Here is a 21,303-nt window from a genome sequence, read left to right as displayed (position 1 = left end):
GAAGCTAGTGCCGATCCGCGCCGGCGTCGGACCGAACCAGCTCGTCGACAATGACCGCAGAGGGCGAGCGATCCGCGGGGAGGTCTCGCACCGTCCAGGACGTTCCAGCGTGCTTGGCGACGAACTCCGCGACAATCCGGCTGTCCAGGCGAGACAGCACGACGCCTCCTTCAGCCAGCCCATCGGGCCGCTCGGTGGCCGTGCGCATCAGCACGGTGGGCAGGCCGAGCATCGCCGCCTCTTCCTGGTTGCTTCCACCATCGGTCATCAGCAGGCGCGCGCCCAGCATCAGCCGGACAAAGGAAACATAGTCCGTCCGCTCGAGCAGGCTTATGCCGGGTTGCCGCGATAGCCGCTCCATCCAGCCGCTGCGCTGCAACTTGCGGCGCGTCACCGGGTGCAGCACGAACCGCACGGGCAACTGGCGCGCCGTGGCCTCGACGTCCTGCATGAGAATCTTGAATGCCGCCGCCGAGCCCAGGTTCTCGGTGCGGTGCAGGGACACGATCGCATAGCCTCCCTGCCCCCCCTGGCCGTGCTCCGGGCGCAGCCGGTCAAGCGCCAGTCGCAGCGCATCAAGCAGCGTGTTGCCGCCGGTGTCCACCACCCTGCCTGAGACACCACGCAGGTTGGCCAGCGCAGGCGCATCCGGCGCAAGGTGGAGGTCGGCCAGCCGAGACACCCAGCGCCGCACGATTTCCTCCGGGAACGGAGACAGCAGCCTGGGCGATCGCAGGCCGGCCTCCACATGGGCCACGCGGACACCGGCGGCACGCAACGCAAGCGCCGACAACAGCGTGGACGCGGTGTCTCCGTGCACCACGCCCCAGCTGGCGCCGCGCCACGCCCCGGCGCGGATTCGCCGCCAGGCAGCCAGCGTGAATTTCAAGGCCCAGCCCACCAGGCCAGGCGCGCTGTCGGCTTCGTTGCCGGGCACCATGTGGTCGTCCGCAGCCCGGGTGCCGAAGGCTTCTTCGAGCGACGAAAAGGTCTCCGAATGCTGGCCGGTGTAAATGAGCCGGTATGCGGCACCCCGACCGTCCAGCTCGCGCAGCAATGGCGCCGTCTTTATGAATTGCGCCTTGGTGCCGACCAGCACCAGGATCCCCGGTGGCGATGCGTCAGCCACGCTGCCCCGGCTCGTTCCGGGAGGCCAAGAACGTAAGGCCGGTAATCTGTTCCGATACCAGTCCGATCAGGAAGATGATCACGGCGGCACTGAACAGCAGTGTGCTCATGTTGGTGAACCGCCCCATCGTGCTGTAGGTGTAGGCGTAATACCCCAGGCCTAGCGTGAAGAACGCGGCGGACGCCGGAATGAACAGCTTCAGCGGCGAGTACAGGGTGGCAATCTTGAAGATGATGAGCAGGAAGCGAAGCCCGTCGCGTAGCGGCCGGATATGGCTGGACGTTCCGACCCGCTTTCCCACCCGGATGGGAACATAGGCGACCGGGTAGGCACTGCGAAAAAACGCCATGGTGCTCGTGGTGGGGTAACTGAACCCGTTGGGCAGCAGGTGCAGGAACTCCCGGAACCGCTCGGCGCGCACGGCGCGGAAGCCCGATGTCAGGTCGAGCACCTGATGTCCCGTCATCCAGCTGGCCAGCCGGTTGTAGAGGCCATTGGCGAGCCCCCGCCCGACATTGGCCTGGCCGGCGCCATCGCGTGCACCCACGGCCATGTCGTAACCGGCCTCGATCCGCTCCAGCAGCAGGGCGATATGCCCGGGGTCATGCTGGCCGTCGGCATCCATGAACACCAGGACGTCCCCGGAGGCCGCACGCGCCCCCCGCTTGATGGCTGCCCCATTGCCCATGGAATAGGGTGAGCCCAGGACCGTGGCCCCCAGCCCCCTGGCGACGGTGCCGGTCTCGTCGGTGGACCCGTCGTCCACGACGATGATCTGGGCCTCGGGCAGGGCCTGCTTCAGGGCAGGTAGTGTCCGCCGCAGCCCTTCAGCCTCGTTTTTGGCAGGCAAGACTACACTTACTTTCACGGCTACCCCCATGCTCCGAGCCCCAAGCTTACTTGATCCACCCCCCCTGATGACTATAAGAATGTGCTGCAAGAGGCTGGCCAGCGGCCATTTTTCGGGTACAGTTGGCGCAGACGCGCGTCTCTGGGGAGCAGAGTGAACGCCAACGCCACTGCCAACCTTGTGGGCATCACCGGCATCGCCCGGCGCCTGGTGCTGGATGGCGCCCTTGGCGAGGCCGATGCCCGGAAAGCGCTGGAAGAGTCCGGCAAGCTGAAGCGGCCGGTCCATCAGTACCTGCTGGAGAAGAAGCTGGTCACCGCGGCACATGTCGCCGGGGCCAACGCGGTCGAGTTCGGCATGCCGCTCTTTGATGCCCAAGCCCTTGACCTCAACCAGGCCGCCACCAAGGTCATCAGCGAGGAGCTGATCACCAAGCACCAGGCGCTGCCGCTGTTCAAGCGCGGAAACCGCCTGTTCGTCGCCATCTCCGACCCCACCAACACCCGCGCCCTGGATGAGATCAAGTTCGCCGCGAACCTCACGGTCGAACCGATCCTGGTGGACGAGGAGAAGCTGCGCCGCACCATCGAGCTCGCGCTGACCGCGACCGACAGCATGGGCGACAGCATGGGCGACGACGAGGGGCTCGAGAACCTCGAGTCCACCGGCGGCGACGACGACAGCCCCGACAACATCGCCGATTCCAAGGGCGGCGACGACACCCCGGTGGTGCGCTTCGTCAACAAGGTGCTGCTGGACGCCATCAAGCGCGGCGCCTCCGACATCCACTTCGAGCCCTACGAAACCGAGTTCCGGGTCCGCCTGCGCATGGACGGCATCCTGCGCGGCGTGGCGAAGGCGCCGGTGAAACTGCATCCGCGCATCACCGCCCGCCTCAAGGTCATGGCCCAGCTTGACATCGCCGAGCGCCGCCTGCCGCAGGACGGCCGCATCAAGCTCAACATTTCCAAGACCAAGCAGATGGACTTCCGCGTGTCCACCTGCCCCACCCTGTTCGGCGAGAAGGTCGTGCTGCGACTGCTCGACGGCAGCGCCGCCAAGCTGGGCATCGACAAGCTGGGCTACGAGGAAGACCAGAAGCAGCTCTACCTTGACGCGCTGTCCAAGCCCTACGGCATGATCCTGGTCACCGGCCCCACCGGTTCGGGCAAGACCGTTTCGCTGTACACCGGCCTGAACATCCTCAACACCGAGGAGCGCAACATCTCCACCGCCGAGGACCCGGTCGAAATCCGCGTCCCCGGCATCAACCAGGTGCAGATGAACGTCAAGAAGGGCATGACCTTCGCGGCGGCCCTGCGCAGCTTCCTGCGCCAGGACCCGGACGTGATCATGGTCGGCGAAATCCGCGACCTCGAGACCGCGGAGATCGCGGTCAAGGCCGCCCAGACGGGCCACCTGGTGCTGTCCACCCTGCACACCAACGACGCGCCGCAAACGGTGTCGCGCCTGATGAACATGGGCATCGCGCCCTACAACATCACGTCCTCGGTCACCATCATCATCGCCCAGCGCCTGGCGCGCCGTCTGCACGATGCCTGCAAAAAGCCGATCACGCTGCCCGAGAACGCGCTGCTGGCCGAGGGCTTCACGCACGACGACATCAAGGCCGGCATGACCCTGTATGAACCGGGCGGCTGCGAGGATTGCAACGACGGCTACAAGGGCCGCGTCGGCATCTACCAGGTGATGCCGATGGCCGAAAACATCCAGGCCATCATCCTCGAAGGCGGCAACGCCCTGCAGATCGCCCAGGCTTCCCAGGCCGCGGGCGTGCGTGACCTACGTCAATCCGCCCTTTTCAAGGCCAGGCAGGGCGTGACCAGCCTGGCCGAAATCAACCGCGTTACCAAGGACTAAGCCATGGCGACCACAGCTGCCAAGACCCCCGCGACGCGTGCCAACGTGATGGAACAGTTCACGTGGGAGGGCACCGACAAGCGCGGTGTCAAGATGAAGGGCGAGACCACGTCCAAGAACGCCAACCTGTTGCGCGCCGAACTGCGCAAGCAGGGCATCAACCCGACGGTGGTTCGCGCCAAGAGCAAACCGCTGTTCGGCTCGGCCGGCAAGACCATCTCCGCGCAGGACATCTCGGTATTCAGCCGCCAGATCGCCACGATGCTGCAGTCGGGCGTGCCCATGGTGCAGAGCTTCGAGATCCTGGGCTCGGGCCAGAAGAACCCGCGCATGCGCGACATGCTGATGGATATCCGCGACAACGTGGCCGGCGGCAGCTCGCTCAGCGAAGCGATGGCGCGGCACCCGGTCCAGTTCGACCTGCTTTATCGCAACCTCACCCGCGCCGGCGAGAGCGCCGGCGTCCTCGACACCGTGCTCGACACGGTCGCGACGTACAAGGAGCGCACCGAGGCGCTGAAGGGAAAGATCAAGAAGGCGCTGTTCTACCCCGCGGCCGTCATCGCGGTGGCCATCCTGGTCAGTGCCATCCTGCTGATCTACGTGGTTCCTCAGTTCGAGGACGTGTTCAAGGGGTTCGGCGCCGACCTGCCTGCCTTCACCCAGATGATCGTCAATGCCTCCCGGTTCCTGACAGCCTGGTGGTGGGCGGTGCTGGGTACCGTACTGATCTCGGTATTCGGGTTCCTGGCCATATACAAGCGCTCGCCCACCCTGGAACGAAATGTCGACCGATTGATGCTCAAGTTGCCCGTCATCGGGCAAATCCTGCATCAGTCGGCCATTGCCCGCTTCTCCCGCACCCTGGCCCTTACCTTCAAGGCTGGCGTGCCGCTGGTGGAGGCGTTGGACACGGTCGCCGGCGCCACCGGCAGCATCGTCTACAACGAGGCGGTCATGCGTATCCGCGACGACGTCTCGGTGGGCTACCAGCTCAACGTGGCGATGAAGCAGGTCAACATCTTCCCGCACATGGTGGTGCAGATGACCGCCATCGGCGAAGAGGCCGGCGCACTGGACACCATGCTGCTGAAGGTGGCGGAGTTCTACGAGCAGGAAGTGAACAACTCGGTCGATGCCCTTGCCAGCCTGATCGAGCCCTTCATCATGGTCGTGATCGGCATTCTGGTCGGCGGCATGGTGATCGGCATGTACCTGCCCATCTTCAAGCTGGCGGCGACCGTCGGCTGACCGGGCATGCTTGACGCCATCCAGGGCTCGGCCGGGCTGACGCTCGGCCTGGCCTTCTGCCTTGGCCTGCTGGTCGGCAGTTTCCTCAACGTGGTGATCCTGCGCCTGCCGCCCTGGCTGGAATGGCAATGGCGCCGCGACAGCCGCGAACTGCTTGAGTTGCCCGAGCCCTACGAGCCCGCGCCGCCGGGCATCGTGGTGCAGAGTTCTGCCTGCCCCAAGTGCGGACACAAGCTGGCGGCGTGGGAAAACATTCCCGTGCTCAGCTACCTGCTTCTGCGCGGTCGCTGCCGAGGCTGCGGCGGCGGCATCTCGATTCAGTATCCGGCGGTGGAGCTGGTCACCGGCCTGCTGTTCGCGGCCTGCGCCTGGCGCTTCGGCTTCAGCCTTGAGGCGCTGGCCGCGATCATGTTCACCGGCATGCTGGTGGCGATGTCGGGCATCGACCTGCGCACCACCCTGCTGCCCGACCAGCTGACCCTGCCCCTGATGTGGATCGGCTTGGGCCTGTCCACGGTGACGCTGTTCGTGTCCCCCAGCCAGGCCATTTTCGGCGCGATGGCGGGTTATCTGAGCCTGTGGAGTGTCTACAAGCTCTTCAAGCTGCTCACCGGCAAGGAAGGAATGGGCTACGGCGACTTCAAGCTGCTGGCCGCGCTCGGCGCCTGGTGCGGCGCCTCCGGCATCCTGCCGATCGTGCTGATGTCGTCCTTCATCGGCGCCATCGTCGGCTCTATCTGGATCGCGTGGCGAGGCGCCGATCGCGCCACGCCCATTCCGTTTGGCCCCTACCTGGCGGCTGCGGGCTGGGTGCAGCTGATGTGGGGGCCGCAGCTCCTGCAGGCCTACCGCGACTGGTCCGGCCTGAACTGAGGCCATGGCCGACTTCATCGTGGCCGTGACCGGCGGGGTGGCTTCCGGCAAATCGGCCGTGACCGAGGCTTTCCAGGCCCACGGCGTGACGGTCTGCGACGCCGACGTGGCCGCACGGGCCATCGTCGAACCGGGCCAGCCCGCGCTGGCGGCCATTGTCGAGGCGTTCGGCGCCGACAGCCTGACCGCCGATGGCCGCCTGGATCGCGTGGCGATGCGGGCTCGCGTGTTCTCGGATGCAGGCGCCAAGGCCACGCTGGAAGCCCTGCTGCACCCGCGCATCCGCACCTGGATGCGCGAGGCCTGCGAGGCGGCGGCGGGCGAATACGCTTTGGCGGCGATTCCACTGCTCGCCGAAGGCGGCGGGCGCGGCGCCTACCCCTGGCTGCAACGGGTGCTGGTGGTGGACGTGCCCGAGGCGGTCCAGCAGGCCCGGCTTGCCGCCCGGGACGGAATCGCGCAGGACCTGGCCCGGCGCATGGTGGCGGCCCAGGCCACGCGGGCGCAGCGACTGGCCATCGCCGACGACGTGCTGGTCAATGATGGCGCGTTGGCGGACCTGCCTCCGATCGTGGCCAGGCTGGATGCACGCTACCGGGCCCTCGCCCGGACCTGATCGCCCCAGTCCGGACGGGCCGCCGCGCGCTGCCCCGCCGCAAGATCACCGGGTCGACCACAGCCCGCGGATTCCCGCTATCCCCTGCCCGCCCCGGCGCCGCGCCGGCGCCAGGTCGGCATGGCGCATCCCGCCCAGCGCGTAGATAGGCAGGGACACGGCCTCGCGAAGCGCCGCGAAGCGCTCCCAGCCCAGCGGGCTCGCCCCGGGATGGCTTTCGGTGGCCCGCACCGGACCCAGCACGACAAAATCCAGGCCCAGCCGTTCGGCCTGCGCCAGTTCGTCGGCATCGTGGCAGGAGGCCGCCATCGGCTGGCCGTCGGCCAGCACGGGACGCGTGTCCAGCGACCTGAGCTGGGCAGAGCGCAGGTGCAGGCCCAGCCCAAGCTCGGCGGCCAGGCCAGGTTCGCCATTGAGCAGCAGCTCGGCGCCGGCGGCGCGGCAACGGATCTGCGCATCGCGGGCCAGTCGCGCCAGGGACGGGGTGTCGAGTTGGCGGGCCCGCAGCTGGATCCGGCGCACCCCGGAGGCGAGCGTTCGGTCGAGCTGTGCCAGGAAGGCGGTGCGGTCACCGGGCTCGGGTGAAATGGCGTAGCGATCCGACGTGGTGAGCGCGGCCACCACCGGCCGGTCGGCCGGCGGCATCGGATAGCTGGCCAGGCGCTCGGGCGGCGACCAGGCCAGGGCCTGGCGCTCGCGCCCGCGCGGCGTGCCTTCGAAACCCTGCACCTCGTAAACGTCCAGCACGATGCGCTTGCCGGGATAGGCCTGCGGCACGGCGATCAGCGGCGTGGCCGCGAGCACGCGGATGCCCAGCTCCTCGTGCAGCTCACGGTCCAGGGCCTGCAGCGCGGTCTCGCCGGGCTCGACCTTGCCGCCCGGAAACTCCCAGCGTCCGGCCAGGTCGCGGCCCGCGGTGCGGCGGGCCAGCAGGATGCGGCCGCGGGCGTCCCGGAGGACGGCCGCGACCACGTGCACCGGAGGCTCAGCCCGCGCGGGCGGCATCCGATACGGCCAGCGGGCTCAGTCGAGCTTGCCGTGGCACTGCTTGTACTTCTTGCCGCTGCCGCAGGGGCAGGGATCGTTGCGGCCGACCTTGGGCGCCTCGCGCATCTGCGGCGTGGCCAGCACGCCCTGCCCTTCGGCGGCCAGCGCCTGGGCCTGGGCGGCTTCCTCGTCGGCGCCGTAACCGCCGGTCTCGGGATGCTGGAACTGCATCCGGCGCGACTGCGCCTCAAGCTTGGCGCGCTCGGCGGCTTCCATCGCCGCCACTTCCTCTTCGTTGCGGATGCGAACGCGGGCCAGCAGCGACACCACTTCCTGCTTCACCTTGGCCAGCATCTCGCCGAAGAGTTCGAAGCTCTCGCGCTTGTACTCCTGCTTGGGCTGCTTCTGCGCGTAGCCGCGCAGGTGGATGCCCTGGCGCAGGTAGTCCATGCGCGCCAGGTGCTCCTTCCAGTTCTGGTCGAGCACGTTGAGCATCAGGTGCTTTTCCAGGTGGCGCATCATCTCCGGGCCCAGCTGGTCCTGCTTGTCGGCGAACATCTGGTTGCCGGCCGCCTGCACCCGCTCCAGGATGCCGTCGGCGTCGATCGCCTCGGCGTTCTCGACCGTGCTGTGCAGGTCGACCGTGAGGCCGAACTCGTCGGCCAGCGCGCGCTCCAGGCCCGGGATGTCCCACTGCTCGTCCACCGAATCGGCGGGCACGTAGCGACGCGCAAGCTCGGCCAGCACGTCTTCGCGGATGGCCTGGATCGATTCCTCGACCGATTCCGATTCCAGCAGCTCGTTGCGCTGCTGGTAAATGACCTTGCGCTGGTCGTTGGCGACGTCGTCGAAGTCGAGCAGGTTCTTGCGGATGTCGAAGTTGTGGGCCTCGACCTTGCGCTGCGCGTTCTGGATCTGCTTGGTCACCAGGCCGGACTCGATGACGTCGTCCTCCTTCATGCCCATGCCGCGCATCGCCTTCTGCACCCAGTCGGCGGCGAAGATGCGCATCAGGTTGTCTTCCAGCGACAGGTAGAAGCGGGACGAACCCGGGTCGCCCTGGCGGCCGGCGCGGCCGCGCAGCTGGTTGTCGATGCGGCGGCTCTCGTGGCGCTCGGTGCCGATGATGTGCAGGCCACCCAGGGCCAGCACTTCGTCGTGGCGCTTCTGCCACTCCGACTTCACGCGGGCGCGGTCGAGGTCGGTGGCGCCTTCCGGCAGCTGGTGCAGCTCGGACTCGAGCGAGCCGCCCAGCACGATGTCGGTGCCGCGGCCCGCCATGTTGGTGGCGATGGTCACCGCCTTGGGCATGCCGGCGTTGGCGACGATCTGGGCTTCGCGCTCGTGCTGCTTGGCGTTGAGCACTTCGTGCGGGATGCCGGACTTCCTGAGGTGGTTGGACAGCAGCTCGGAGGTCTCGATGGACGTGGTGCCCACCAGCACGGGCTGGCCGCGCGAGTAGCAATCCTTGATGTCCTCGACCACGGCGTCGTACTTGGCCGGGCGGGCCAGGTAGACCAGGTCGGGATGGTCCTTGCGAACCATCGGGCGATGGGTCGGGATCACCGCGACCTCGAGGCCATAGATGGTCTGGAACTCGTAGGCCTCGGTGTCGGCCGTGCCGGTCATGCCACCGAGCTTGGTGTACATGCGGAAGTAGTTCTGGAAGGTGATCGAGGCCAGGGTCTGGTTCTCGCGCTGGATCGGCACGCCTTCCTTGGCCTCGACCGCCTGGTGCAGGCCGTCGGACCAGCGCCGGCCCGCCAGCGTGCGGCCGGTGAATTCGTCAACGATGATGACCTCGCCGTCGCGCACGATGTAGTCCACGTCGCGCTGGAACAGCGCATGCGCGCGCAGCGCGGCATTGAGGTGGTGCACCACCGCCAGGTTGTTGCCCGAATACAGGCTGTCGCCCTCGGCCAGGATGCCGGCCTGGTGCAGCAGTTCCTCGGCATGGCCCATGCCCTGCTCGGACAGGTGGGCCTGCTTGCCCTTCTCGTCCACCCAGTAATCGCCCTCGCCGTCTTCCTTTTCCTGCTTGATCAGCTTGGGGACGATGCGGTTGACCTTGACGTACAGCTCCGGGGAGTCGTCGGCCGGGCCCGAGATGATCAGCGGCGTGCGCGCCTCGTCGATCAGGATCGAGTCGACCTCGTCGACGATGGCGAAGAACAGGCCGCGCTGGAAGCGGTCTTCCTTGGCCAGGGCCATGTTGTCGCGCAGGTAGTCGAAGCCGTATTCGTTGTTGGTGCCGTAGGTGATGTCGGCGGCGTAGGCGCCCTTCTTGTCCGAATGCGGCATGCCCGGGTAGACCACGCCGACGCTGAGGCCCAGGAAGTTGTAGAGCTTGCCCATCCAGGCGGCGTCGCGCTTGGCCAGGTAATCGTTCACGGTGACCACGTGCACGCCCTTGCCGGCCAGCGCGTTGAGGTACACGGCCAGGGTGGCGACCAGGGTCTTGCCCTCGCCGGTGCGCATCTCGGCGATGCGGCCCGAATGCAGCACCATGCCGCCGATCAGCTGCACGTCGTAGTGGCGTAGGCCCAGGGCCCGGCGCGAGGCCTCGCGGCAGACCGCGAAGGCCTCGGGCAGCAGTGCGTCCAGGGTTTCACCCTTGGCGATGCGGGCGCGGAACTCTTCGGTCTTTTGGGTCAGCGCGGCATCGTCCAGCCGCTCCAGCTCGGGCTCGAGCGCGTTGATCCGGGCGACGTTCTTCTGGAACTGACGCAGCAGGCGCTCGTTGCGGCTGCCGAAGATGCGGGTGAGCAAGCTGTTGAGCATGGGGAAACCGGTAGGGAAGCGAGGCGCACGGGGCGCGAAATGAAAAAAAGCCGCGGCACCCCGGGGGGATTCGCGGCCGTCTAGTCTAACTTGGGGACGAGGGCAGGACTATCAAGCCCGCCCGTCGGTTCAGCCGCGGACCTTGTCCAGGTACTGGCGCGGGTTGACCTGGCGGCCGTTGAGCATCACCTCGAAGTGCAGGTGCGAGCCGGTGGAGCGGCCCGTGGAGCCGACCTTGGCGATGCGCTGGCCGGCCCGCACCACGTCGCCGACGCGGACCAGGTTGGCCGAGTTGTGCGCGTACAGGGTCTTGTAGCCGTTGCCGTGGTCAAGCTCGACGACGTTGCCATAACCGTTGCGGACGCCGGAGAAGCTGACCACGCCCTCGGCGGCGGCGGTCACCGGGTCGCCGGTGTTGGCGTCGATGTCGATGCCCAGGTGGTGGGCGCGGCCGCGGCCGAAGGGATCGTTGCGGCCGCCGTAACCGGAGGAGATGTAGCCCGGGGCGGGCATGCCGGCGGGGGTTCGCTTGCTCTCGAGCTTCTGGTCGAACAGCAGGGCCTCGAGCACGGAGAGCTGGCGGCCGGAATGGTCGAACTGCGACTGCAGGTTGTCGAGGCTGGACAGCAGGTCGCCGGAGGGCACGTCGCTGGCGGACTCGGAGCCACCCTGGCCCGGCAGCTCACCGAAATTGAATTCGCCGTCCTTGAGCTTGCCGACGCGGGTGAGGCGGTCGCCCAGGGCGTTGAGGCGGTTGGCCTGGGCCTGGAGCTCGCCGACGCGGGCGGCGATGGCGTTGACTTCGCGCTGGGCCTCTTCGCGGGCCTGGACCAGGGCCACCTTCTGCTGGTCGAGTTCGGACTGGAGCCGGGCGATTTCGTCGAGGGCGGCACCGTTGGCGCCGCGCGCCAGGAAGCCGAGACCGAAGGCGGTGGACAGCACGAGCGCGATCGCGCCAAGGGCGATGCCGGCCGTCTTCGGTTGGTCGAACGCCAGTTTTTTCGGCGATCGGAGGAATTTTGCTGCGATGATTACATTCATCATGCCTTTGCCACCCAAATCAGATATCCGCGGTGCAACCTCGGCCGCCCTGCCCCCGCAAGCGCTCGAGGCGCTGGCCGGATCCGGACTGGCCAACCTGGTGGAACGCGCCCGCTGGTTGGACGCCCTCGACCCGTTGTTGCGCCAGAGTCTCCCCGCCACCTTGGCCGACCAATGCAGACTGGCCAACGTGGATGACAAGCACTTGGTGTTCCTGGTCAGCAACCCGGTCTGGAAAGCCAAGCTGCGGCTGCATGCCGACGCCCTGCTGGGCGCGGCGGCCGCGGCCGGGCTCAAGGCCAGGTCGCTGGTGGTGAAAGTGTCCGTCCCGGCTGCTCCCGTCCCCACGGGGACCGGTGAAACGAGGCCACTCTCCGAGGCGGTCCGCGAGTCGCTGCGGGCCACCGCCCTGTCGGTCTCCGATCCCGGGCTGCGGGCCCAGCTTCTGCGGCTGGCCTCGATCACCCGGCCACCCTCGACCGACGGGGCATGATGCCCCGTGCGGCGCGGCGTGTCGTTAATTGGGTGTTAAAGGGCCGTGAAGACTGGCCGCAATGGGCCCGCGTTTACGTGACGGGCGTCCCGAACGGGAAAATCAGACCGCCTGGGCGGGGTGCGCGTACGAGATCGGCGCCAGGGCCGGGTCCTCGAAGGTGACCTCTTCCCAGGCCGAGGTATCGGCCAGCAGGGTGCGCAGCAGTTGGTTGTTGAGCGCGTGACCGGACTTGTAGCCGTAGAAGGCGCCGATCAGGCTGTGGCCCAGCAGGTACAGGTCGCCGATGGCGTCCAGGATCTTGTGCTTCACGAACTCGTCCTCGTAGCGCAGGCCGTCTTCGTTGAGCACGCGGTAGTCGTCGAGCACGATGGCGTTGTCCATCGAGCCGCCCAGGGCCAGGTTGCGCTCGCGCAGGAACTCGATGTCCTTCATGAAGCCGAAGGTGCGTGCGCGGCTGACTTCCTTCACGAACGAGGTCGTGGAAAAGTCTATCTCGGTGCTGGACGTGGACTTGTTGAAGATGGGGTGGGCGAAGTCGATGGTGAAGCCGACCTTGAAGCCCTCGAAGGGCTCGAACCGGGCCCACTTGTCGCCGTCCTCGACCTTGATCGGCTTGAGGATGCGGATGAAGCGCTTGGCCTTGTCCTGCTCCTCGATGCCCGCCGACTGCAGCAGGAACACGAAGGGACCGGCCGAACCGTCCATGATCGGCACCTCGGCCGTGGACAGGTCAACGTAGGCGTTGTCGATGCCCAGCCCGGCCATCGCCGAGAGCAGGTGCTCGATCGTCATGACCCGGGTGTTGCCCTCCACCAGCGCGGTGCACAGGCTGGTGTCGCCGACCTTCTCGGCCTTGGCGTGGATCTCCACCGGGACATCGAAGTCAACGCGCCGGAACACGATGCCGGTATCGGGCGCAGCCGGGCGCAAGGTCATGTAGACCTTCTCGCCGCTGTGCAGGCCGACGCCGGTGGCGCGGATGACGTTCTTTAGGGTTCTTTGTCTAATCATTTTTGTGGCGTTCTCCGCAAAGGAGCGCGCAAAACCGCTGAGACCATACCACACGGAGCTCTGAACGAAAACATAACATCATGGGATCGTCCCGGAATCGCAACAAAGGCCCGTCAAACTGGCCGACCGTCGCCGGAACGCGCTAGCCGGGAAAAAGGCCCGCCGGAAACCGGCGGGCCAAGCATTCCTGGCCCCTGGAGATTTACCGCCGCCCGCTGGCGCGGACGGTCGTCTTGCCCGGCGGGCCATCCCGGCCCACCGGCTGCGGCTACCCGGGCTCCGCGGCGCCTGGTCGGGCGCCCCGGTCCGGCAGCCGCCCCGCTCAGTCGGCCTGGCGACGCAGGAAGGCCGGGATGTCCAGATAGCTGTGGTCGGTCGACACGTCGCTCAGGGCGCTGGCGGCCGGCGCGGCGGCCTCGTGGGCCCGGCCGGCGCGCAGGCCCAGGTGGCCGGCGGACGGGGCCGCGGTCACGTTGGCCATCGCGTCGTAGTCCACCTGGCCGGTGCTGGCGTTGCGCACCAGCTTGACCGGGGCACGGTAGGCCTCCTTCTCCGGGGCGCGCGGGGCGACCTGGCGCACGGCGCCGCGGTTGAGGCCGGTGGCCACCACGGTGACGCGCACTTCGTCCTGCATGTCCGGGTCGAGCGAGGTGCCGATGACGACGGTGGCGTCCTCGGAGGCGAAGTCCTCGATGGTGCGGCCGATCTCGTCGAACTCGGCCATGGTGAAGTCCGGGCCGGCCGTGATGTTGACCAGCACGCCGTTGGCGCCCGAGAGGTTGACCTCGTCCAGCAGCGGGTTGGAGATGGCGGCCTCGGCGGCGGCCTGGGCGCGGTCGTCGCCGCGGGCCACGCCGGTGCCCATCATCGCCAGACCCATCTCGGACATGACGGTGCGCACGTCGGCGAAGTCCACGTTGATCAGGCCCGGGCTGACGATCAGGTCGGCGATGCCCTTCACGGCGCCCAGCAGCACGTCGTTGGCGGCACGGAAGGCCTGCACCATGGTGGCCTGGCGGCCCAGCACGGTGATCAGCTTCTCGTTGGGGATGGTGATCAGCGAGTCGCAGTGGTGGCTCAGCTCCTCGATGCCCTTGAGCGCGACCTGCATGCGGCGGCGGCCTTCGAACGGGAACGGCTTGGTGATGACGGCCACCGTCAGGATGCCCATCTCCTTGGCCAGCTGCGCCACGACCGGCGCGGCGCCGGTGCCGGTGCCGCCGCCCATGCCGGCGGTGATAAAGACCATGTCGGCGCCTTCCAGCGCCTCGACGATGCGCTCGCGGTCTTCCAGCGCGGCCTGGCGGCCGACCTCCGGGTTGGCGCCGGCGCCCAGGCCCTTGGTGACGTTTCCGCCCAGCTGCAGCTGCAGCTTGGCGCCGCACTGCTTGATCGCCTGCGCGTCGGTGTTGGCGGTGATGAACTCCACGCCTTCCACGCCCGCGTTGACCATGTGCGCGACGGCGTTGCCGCCGCCGCCGCCCACGCCGATCACCTTGATGACGGCGTTGGGGGCGAGCTTCTCGATCAGTTCAAAATGTGCCATGTGGTGATCCTCCGTGATTCATTTCCAGGGGTTTTGGGTTTTTCTTGTTTGCGCTGGTGTTGCAGTGACGACGACGAAGCTCAGAACTCACCTCGGTACCAGTTCTTGAACTTCGTCCAAACCGTGCCCGCCTTGCCCGCCGACAGCGTCGGGCGGCGCGGGTGTTCCAACTGGCTGCCCCACAGCAGCAGGCCGACGCCGGTGGCATGCACCGGGTTGCCCACCACTTCGCCCAGGCCGGAGACGTGCTGGGGAATCCCCACCCGCACCGGCATGTGCAGCATTTCTTCCGCAAGCTCGACCACGCCTTCCATGCGCGAGGCGCCGCCGGTCAGCACCAGGCCCGCGCGCACCAGCTCCTCGAAGCCGGAGCGGCGCAGTTCGGCCTGCACCATCTCGAAGATTTCCTCGTAGCGGTTCTGCACCGCCTCGGCCAGCGCCTGGCGGGCCAGGCGGCGCGGCGGGCGGTCGCCGACGCTGGGCACCTGGATCGATTCCTCGGCGGTCGCCAGCTGAGCCAACGCGCAGGCGTAGCGCACCTTGATCTGCTCGGCCTCGGGGGTGGGCGTGCGCAGCAGGTGGGCGATGTCGTTGGTGACCTGGTCGCCGGCGATCGGCAGCGAGGCGCTGTGGCGGATCGCGCCCTGCACGAACACCGCGATGTCGGTGGTGCCGGCGCCGATGTCCACCAGCACCACGCCCAGCTCGCGCTCGTCGGCGGTCAGCACCGCGGTGCTGGAGGCCAGCGAGCTCAGGATCAGGTCGTCCACCTGCAGACCGCAGCGCTGCACGCACTTCATCACGTTGCTGGCGGCCGACTGGGCGCCGGTGACCAGGTGCGCGCGCACTTCCAGCCGCACGCCGGACATGCCGACCGGGTTGCGGATGCCTTCCTGCGAGTTGTCGACGATGTATTCCTGGGCGATGGCGTGCAGGATCTTCTGGTCGGCAGGCACGGCCACGGCCTTGGCGGCTTCCAGCACGCGGTCGAGGTCGGCGTAGGTCACTTCGCCGCCGGCCACCGGCACGATGCCCGGCGAGTTGCGGCACTGGGTGTGGCTGCCGGAGATGGAGGCATACACCGAGCGGATCTCGCAGCCGGCCATCAGCTCGGCCTCTTCCACCGCGCGCTGGATGGACTGCACGGTGGACTCGATGTCCACCACCACGCCGCGCTTCATGCCGCGCGATTCGTGCGAGCCGATGCCGATCACTTCGATCTCCTGGCCGGGCGAGTATTCGCCCACCAGCGCGGTGATCTTGGAGGTGCCGATGTCGAGTCCGACGATCAGCGACTTGTCGCCCTTGCGATTCATGTGTTGGCCTGCGATGCGGATGCGGGGGGAGTGGCGGGCGGCGCCGGCGGCGCGTCCTTCCACACGAGCGTGAAGCCGTTGGTGTAGCGCAGGTCGGCGCGCTCGAGCACGCGCGGGTCCTGCGCGCGCAGCTGCGGCAACATGCGCGCGAAACGCGCCAGGCGTGCCTGCGGGTCGCCGCGGCCGGCCTCGACCTGGGTGCCGTCGTCGAGCAGCAGGCTCCAGCTGCCGCGTGCGCTGAGCTGCACGCTTTCGATCTTCAGGCCCACGGTGAGGAAGAGCGGGCGCGCCGCGCTGTGGAAGGACATCAGCTCACTGGCGCGCGCATCCGGGCCCTCGAAGCGCGGCAGGCCGGCGCCGGCACCCTCGGGCGCGGCGAACAGCTTGCCGTCCTCGGACAGCATGCGGTCCTCGCCCCAGCGGGCAACCGGACGGTGCTCGGTCAGGCTGACTTCCAGGCGGTCCGGCCAGCGCTTGCGCACTTCCACCTTCTCCACCCAGGGCAGGCCTGCGACGGCGCCGCGCACCTGGTCCAGGTCCACGGCGAAGAAGCCCCGCTGCACCATCGGCAGCACCGCTTCGCGCACCGCCGCCTCGTCCACCTGGTGGAAGGCGCCGGTGACGGCCAGGCGTCGCATGGGCCAGCGCTCACCGGCGATCCAGCCGTTGAGCACCGCCACGACCGGCAGCGCCACCAGCACGATGGCGAGGGTCCAGGCCAGGATGCGCAGCAGGGCGTTCATGCCGGACCGGTCTCCTGCGGCAGGCTGGTCTCGAGCACGCGCCAGCACAGCTCCTCGAAGCCGATGCCGACCTGGCCCGCGGCCTTGGGCACCAGCGAGTGGCTGGTCATGCCCGGCGCGGTGTTGACCTCGAGCAGGAAGTTGCGGCCCTCGCGGTCGCGCATCACGTCAACCCGGCCCCAGCCGGTGCAGCCGGCGGCATGGAAAGCGGCCAGCGCCTGCGCCTGCATCTCGCGCTCGGCCTCGGCATCGTCCAGGCCGGGACACAGGTACTGCGTGTCCTCGGCCTGGTACTTGGCGTGGTAGTCGTAGTACTCGCCGGCCGGCACGATGCGGATGCTCGGCAGCGCCACGCCGTCGAGGATGCCCACGGTGTACTCGCCGCCGACCACCAGCTGCTCCATCAGCAGTTCGCCGGGATACCGCGCGGCCAGGCTCACGGCCGCGTCGAGGCCGGCATCGTCGAACACCCGCGACACGCCGACGCTGGAGCCCTCGCACGACGGCTTCACGATCACCGGCAGGCCCAGCTCGCGCGCGGCCGCATGCACGTCCGAACCCGGCGCCAGGCGCACGTAGCGCGGCGTCGGCAGGCCGCTCGACAGCCACACCTGCTTGGTGCGGATCTTGTCCATGCCCAGCGCCGATCCCAGCACGCCCGAGCCGGTGTAGGGCACGCCCAGCGCCTCGAGCAGGCCCTGCAGCACGCCGTCCTCACCACCGCCCTTGTTGCCGTGCAGGATGTTGAACACGCGGTCGAAGCGCTTGTCCAGCAGCGCCCCGAGCAGGGCCGGTATGCCGTCCACCGCCTGCGCGTCGATGCCGCGCGCACGCAGCGCCTCCAGCACGTTGCGGCCGGAATCCAGGGACACCTCGCGCTCGGCGCTGGTGCCGCCCATCAGCACGGCGACGCGGCCAAAGCGGGCGGGATCGGTGATGCGCGGCGGGGCGATCGGCGTCATGCCGGCGAGTCTCCGTGGAAGCCGTGGGTCGCGAGGTCGGCGGCGACGTAGCCGATGTCGCCCGCGCCCATCATCAGCAGCAGGTCGCCGTCGGCGAGCAGGTCGGACAAGACCGCGGGCAGGTCGCGGGCGCTGCCGGCCACCACCGGATCGATGCGGCCGCGCGCGCGGATGGCGCGCGCCAGCGACTTGGCGTCGGCACCCGTGATCGGCGCTTCGCCGGCCGGGTAGACCTCGGTCAGCACCACGGCATCGGCGCTCGAGAGCACGGCGGAAAAATCATCGAACAGGTCGCGCGTGCGGCTGTAGCGGTGCGGCTGGAACGCCACCACCAGGCGGCGCTCGGGCCAGCCGCCGCGGGCCGCCGCGAACACGGCTTCCAGCTCCTTGGGGTGGTGTCCGTAGTCGTCCACCAGCAGCACCTTGCCGCGGCCGAAGTCGAGTTCACCCTTGAGGTTGAAGCGGCGGCCGATGCCCTGGAACTTGTGCAGCGCCGCCGCGATCTCGGCCGGCGTCACGCCCAGCTGCCAGCCGATGGCAGCCGCGGCCAGCGCGTTGAGCACGTTGTGCCGACCCGGCAGGTTCAGGGTCACGTCCTGCGGCTCGGCCTCGGGCAGGTGCAGGGTGAAGCGCATGCAGGCACCTTCCTGGCGCACGTCGCGGGCAAACACGTCTGCCGGGGCATCGATGCCGTAGCTGACGATGTGGCGCGGCATGTCGGCGGCCAGCGCAGCCACTTCGGCATCGTCCACGCACAGCACGGCCAGGCCGTAGAACGGCAGCCGGTGCAGGAATTCGTTGAATGCGGCCTTGACCCGCTCGAAGTCGCCGCCGTAGTTCTCCAGGTGGTCGGCGTCGATGTTGGTCACTACCGCCACCAGCGGGTTCAGGCGCAGGAAGCTGCCGTCGCTCTCGTCGGCCTCGGCCACCAGCCACTGGCCGCCGCCCAGGCGCGCGTTGGCGCCGGCCGACAGCAGCTGGCCGCCGATCACGAAGGTCGGGTCCAGCCCGCCCTCGCTCAGCACGCTGGCCACCAGCGAGGTGGTGGTGGTCTTGCCGTGCGTGCCGGCGATGGCGATGCCGCGCTTGAAGCGCATCAGCTCGGCCAGCATTTCGGCGCGCGGAACCACCGGGATGCGCTGTTCGCGCGCCGCGGCCAGCTCGGGGTTGTCGGCGCGGATCGCGCTGGACACCACCACCACGTCGGCGCCGGCAATGTGGGCCGCGGCATGGCCACGGTGCACCGCGGCACCCATCGCGACCAGCCGGCGGGTGGCCGCCGAATCGGCCTGGTCCGAGCCCGACACCTGGTAGCCCAGGGTCACCAGCACTTCGGCGATGCCGCTCATGCCGACGCCGCCGATGCCGATGAAATGCACGCGCGGGAAGGCGCGTGCGAGGTCGCCGGCTTCCTGGAGTCGACGGCGGATCATGCGCGGGCCTCCTGGATCACGATCGCGGCAACGCGGTCGGCCGCATCGGGCAGCGAGGCCGCGCGCGCGGCCTGCGCCATGCGCAGACGGATCGCCGCATCAGCGAGCATCGGCACCAGCGCGGCCTGCATGCGCTCCGCGAAGCCGTCGCCCTCCGGCACCAGGCCGGCGGCGCCGCGCTCGACGAGGTATTCGGCGTTGCGGGTCTGGTGGTCGTCCACCGCCTGCGGGAACGGGACCAACACCGAGCCCACGCCGGCGGCGCAGAGTTCGGCCAGGGTCAGGGCACCGGCGCGGCACACCACCAGGTCGGCCCAGCCGTAGGCCTGCGCCATGTCGGCGATGAAGGGTTCGACGCTGGCCTGCACGCCGGCGTCGGCATAGGCCTGGCGCGCGCGGTCGGCGTGGCGCTCGCCGCACTGGTGCCGCACCTGCGGGCGCAGTCCGGCGTCGAGGCGCGAGAGCACGGCCGGCACGGCGCCGTTGAGCGACCGCGCACCCTGGCTGCCGCCCAGCACGAGCAGGCGCACGGTCGCGTCGCGCTGCGCGAAGCGCTCGGCGGGCAGGGGCAGGGCGGCGATTGCGGCACGCACCGGGTTGCCCACGTGTTCGGTGGCGCGGCCCGGGAAGGCATCGGGGAAACCGCACAGCACGCGGCGCGACATGCGCGCCAGCACGCGATTGGTCAGGCCGGGCGCCCGGTTCTGCTCGTGCACCAGCAGAGGGCGACCCAGCAGCCAGGCGCCGAGGCCGCCGGGGCCGGCGGCGTAACCGCCGAAACTCAGCACGGCGCGCGGACGCAGGCGGCGCAGCACCGACATTGCCTGCCACAGCGAGCGCAGCAGGTTGAACGGCGCCTTGACCAGGGTGGCGAGGCCCTTGCCGCGCAATCCACCGACGCGGATGGTTTCCATCGCGATGCCGTCCTGCGGCACCAGCCGGGTTTCCATGCCACCGGCCGAGCCCAGCCACACCACCGGCACGTCCCGCGCGCGCAGGGCATGCGCCACCGCCAGGCCGGGGAAGATGTGGCCACCGGTGCCGCCGGCCAGGATCAGCACGGGCGCGCTCATGCCAGCGCTCCGATCTTGGGTTCGATGCGCGCGCGCGAACCGCGTGGACCGGTCGCGGCCGGCGCCAGTGCAGCGGGAGACTGTGGCGGCGTCGGCATGTCCAGCCCGCCCTCGCCCGCATCGCCGGCCGGACCGGCATCACCGCGCAGGCGCGCGACCTGGCGCTCGGCGCGGTCGAGCTCGTAGCTCACGCGCAGCAGCAGGCCGATCGCCACGCAGGTCATCAGCACGCTCGAGCCGCCGGAGGAAATCAGCGGCAGGGTCAGGCCCTTGGTCGGCAGCAGGCCCAGGTTCACGCCGATGGAAACGAAGGACTGCAGGCTGACCCACAGGCCGACGCCGAAGGCGCAGAAGCCGGCGAAGTGGCGGCGCATGTCGATGGCGCGGCGGCCGATGTTGAAGGCGCGCCAGGTGAAGGCGGCAAACAGGCTGATGATCAGCATCGAGCCGGCGAAGCCCAGCTCCTCGGCGGTGACCGAGAAGATGAAGTCGGTGTGCGCCTCGGGCAGGTAGAACAGCTTCTGCACGCTGCCGCCCAGGCCCACGCCGAACCACTCGCCGCGGCCGATCGCGATCAGCGCCTGGGTCAGCTGGAAGCCGTCGTCGAAGGGATCGGCCCAGGGATCGAGGAAGGACTTCAGGCGCGCCACGCGATAGGGCGCGGCCACCGCGATCGCCGCCAGCGCCGGGAAGGCCAGCGCGGCCATCACCGCCAGGTGCTGGATGCGGGCCCCGCCCAGGAACACCATGCCGCCGGTGACCGCCAGGATGAGCGCCGCCGAACCGAAGTCGGGCTGCACCAGCAGGATCGCGACGATGCCGCCGGCCACGCCCAGCGGCTTGATCAGCGCCATCCAGCGCACCGCGATCTCGTCGCGGTACCGCACCAGGTAGCTGGCCAGCCAGATGATCAGCATCAGCTTCACCGCTTCGACCACCTGGAAGTTGGACACGCCCAGGTTGATCCAGCGCTTGGCGCCGTTGACGGTGTGGCCGATGCCCGGCAGGAACACCAGGGCCAGCATCACGAAACACATCGCCAGCAGCAGGTGGCTGTGCTTCTCGACGGTCTTGAGCTCGACCTGCATCAGGGCCCAGGCCAGTGCCGCGCCCACCGCCAGGAACATCAGGTGCTTGGTCAGGAAGTAGAACGGGCCGACATCCAGGCCCTCGGCGATCGCGATCGAGCTGGACGCGACCATCACCACGCCCAGACCCACCAGCGCCAGGCTGATGGCCAGCAGCACCGGGTCGAAGCGCCCGCTGATCTCGTCGAGCTTGGTGGCCTGCCGGCTGCGGTCGTCGAAGGCCATC

At 68.8% G+C, this 21,303-nt stretch carries 18 protein-coding genes; 5 read left to right on the top strand and 13 right to left on the bottom strand.

From position 1 onward, the window contains the following. Window positions 1–4: 4 nt before the first annotated feature. Both ACOQFR_RS04830 and ACOQFR_RS04825 read right to left on the bottom strand, forming a co-directional pair. A complete protein-coding gene (locus tag ACOQFR_RS04830) occupies window positions 5–1,099 on the bottom strand; it encodes a UDP-N-acetylglucosamine 2-epimerase (protein ID WP_421379123.1) in 1,095 nt (364 codons plus the stop codon). A 22-nt stretch (window positions 1,100–1,121) separates the two neighbouring features. After that, entirely contained in the window at window positions 1,122–2,009 is an 888-nt protein-coding gene (locus ACOQFR_RS04825) for a glycosyltransferase family 2 protein (protein WP_421379121.1), read from the bottom strand. 123 nt (window positions 2,010–2,132) lie between these two features. Between ACOQFR_RS04825 and pilB the strand changes: the two genes are divergently transcribed. The 4 genes from pilB to coaE are packed head-to-tail and all read left to right on the top strand — an operon-like array spanning window position 2,133 to window position 6,600. Next, complete coding sequence (gene pilB / locus ACOQFR_RS04820; protein WP_421379119.1) at window positions 2,133–3,860, top strand: type IV-A pilus assembly ATPase PilB; 1,728 nt, start codon at window positions 2,133–2,135, stop codon at window positions 3,858–3,860. Window positions 3,861–3,863: 3 nt separating this feature from the next. Further along, window positions 3,864–5,111, top strand: a complete 1,248-nt coding sequence (locus ACOQFR_RS04815) for a type II secretion system F family protein (RefSeq protein WP_421379117.1) — start codon at window positions 3,864–3,866, stop codon at window positions 5,109–5,111. A 6-nt stretch (window positions 5,112–5,117) separates the two neighbouring features. After that, complete coding sequence (locus tag ACOQFR_RS04810) at window positions 5,118–5,984, top strand: prepilin peptidase (RefSeq protein ID WP_421379115.1); 867 nt, start codon at window positions 5,118–5,120, stop codon at window positions 5,982–5,984. Window positions 5,985–5,988: 4 nt separating this feature from the next. Further along, window positions 5,989–6,600, top strand: coding sequence for a dephospho-CoA kinase (coaE, locus tag ACOQFR_RS04805; protein ID WP_421379113.1), 612 nt, complete (start codon window positions 5,989–5,991; stop codon window positions 6,598–6,600). A 45-nt stretch (window positions 6,601–6,645) separates the two neighbouring features. On the opposite strand, the gene ACOQFR_RS04800 is transcribed toward coaE, so the two are convergent. The 3 genes from ACOQFR_RS04800 to ACOQFR_RS04790 form a co-directional block, all read right to left on the bottom strand. Beyond that, entirely contained in the window at window positions 6,646–7,578 is a 933-nt protein-coding gene (locus ACOQFR_RS04800) for a Nudix family hydrolase (protein WP_421379111.1), read from the bottom strand. A gap of 45 nt (window positions 7,579–7,623) precedes the next feature. Beyond that, entirely contained in the window at window positions 7,624–10,368 is a 2,745-nt protein-coding gene (gene secA, locus ACOQFR_RS04795) for a preprotein translocase subunit SecA (RefSeq protein WP_421379109.1), read from the bottom strand. A 129-nt stretch (window positions 10,369–10,497) separates the two neighbouring features. Further along, entirely contained in the window at window positions 10,498–11,412 is a 915-nt protein-coding gene (locus tag ACOQFR_RS04790; RefSeq protein ID WP_421379107.1) for a M23 family metallopeptidase, read from the bottom strand. On the opposite strand from ACOQFR_RS04790, the gene ACOQFR_RS04785 reads away from it, so the two are divergent. Next, entirely contained in the window at window positions 11,300–11,902 is a 603-nt protein-coding gene (locus tag ACOQFR_RS04785) for a DciA family protein (protein WP_421379105.1), read from the top strand. The two genes, ACOQFR_RS04790 and ACOQFR_RS04785, sit on opposite strands and share 113 nt — an antisense overlap. Before the next feature lie 102 nt (window positions 11,903–12,004). Here ACOQFR_RS04785 and lpxC read toward each other — a convergent pair whose 3' ends face one another. The 8 genes from lpxC to ftsW form a co-directional block, all read right to left on the bottom strand. Beyond that, window positions 12,005–12,916, bottom strand: coding sequence for a UDP-3-O-acyl-N-acetylglucosamine deacetylase (gene lpxC, locus ACOQFR_RS04780; protein WP_421379103.1), 912 nt, complete (start codon window positions 12,914–12,916; stop codon window positions 12,005–12,007). A gap of 322 nt (window positions 12,917–13,238) precedes the next feature. Then, a complete protein-coding gene (ftsZ, locus tag ACOQFR_RS04775) occupies window positions 13,239–14,462 on the bottom strand; it encodes a cell division protein FtsZ (protein ID WP_421379101.1) in 1,224 nt (407 codons plus the stop codon). Window positions 14,463–14,542: 80 nt separating this feature from the next. Then, window positions 14,543–15,778 (bottom strand): cell division protein FtsA, encoded by a 1,236-nt coding sequence (gene ftsA, locus ACOQFR_RS04770; protein ID WP_421379099.1) that lies wholly within the window; start codon window positions 15,776–15,778, stop codon window positions 14,543–14,545. Continuing rightward, on the bottom strand, window positions 15,775–16,521 hold the full coding sequence (locus ACOQFR_RS04765) for a cell division protein FtsQ/DivIB (RefSeq protein WP_421379097.1): 747 nt from the start codon (window positions 16,519–16,521) through the stop codon (window positions 15,775–15,777). Before ACOQFR_RS04765 ends, ftsA begins: the two co-directional genes overlap by 4 nt. Further along, window positions 16,518–17,483: a D-alanine--D-alanine ligase gene (locus tag ACOQFR_RS04760; protein WP_421379095.1), complete on the bottom strand. Its 966-nt coding sequence runs from the start codon at window positions 17,481–17,483 to the stop codon at window positions 16,518–16,520. Before ACOQFR_RS04760 ends, ACOQFR_RS04765 begins: the two co-directional genes overlap by 4 nt. Then, the gene (gene murC / locus ACOQFR_RS04755) at window positions 17,480–18,913 is read right to left on the bottom strand and encodes a UDP-N-acetylmuramate--L-alanine ligase (protein ID WP_421379164.1); all 1,434 of its coding nucleotides are present in this window, start codon (window positions 18,911–18,913) and stop codon (window positions 17,480–17,482) included. The genes ACOQFR_RS04760 and murC overlap by 4 nt, the downstream gene beginning before the upstream one ends. Beyond that, on the bottom strand, window positions 18,913–19,989 hold the full coding sequence (gene murG, locus ACOQFR_RS04750) for an undecaprenyldiphospho-muramoylpentapeptide beta-N-acetylglucosaminyltransferase (protein WP_421379093.1): 1,077 nt from the start codon (window positions 19,987–19,989) through the stop codon (window positions 18,913–18,915). The genes murC and murG overlap by 1 nt, the downstream gene beginning before the upstream one ends. Continuing rightward, window positions 19,986–21,302 carry a putative lipid II flippase FtsW gene (gene ftsW / locus ACOQFR_RS04745; RefSeq protein WP_421379091.1) on the bottom strand — a complete coding sequence of 439 codons (1,317 nt, stop codon included), beginning with the start codon at window positions 21,300–21,302 and terminating at the stop codon, window positions 19,986–19,988. The genes murG and ftsW overlap by 4 nt, the downstream gene beginning before the upstream one ends. Window position 21,303 lies beyond the last annotated feature (1 nt).

The sequence above is a fragment of the Arenimonas sp. MALMAid1274 genome (genome assembly GCF_049195245.1).
Classification (GTDB): Bacteria; Pseudomonadota; Gammaproteobacteria; order Xanthomonadales; family Xanthomonadaceae; genus Arenimonas.
This window is presented reverse-complemented; position numbering and strand designations above follow the sequence as displayed.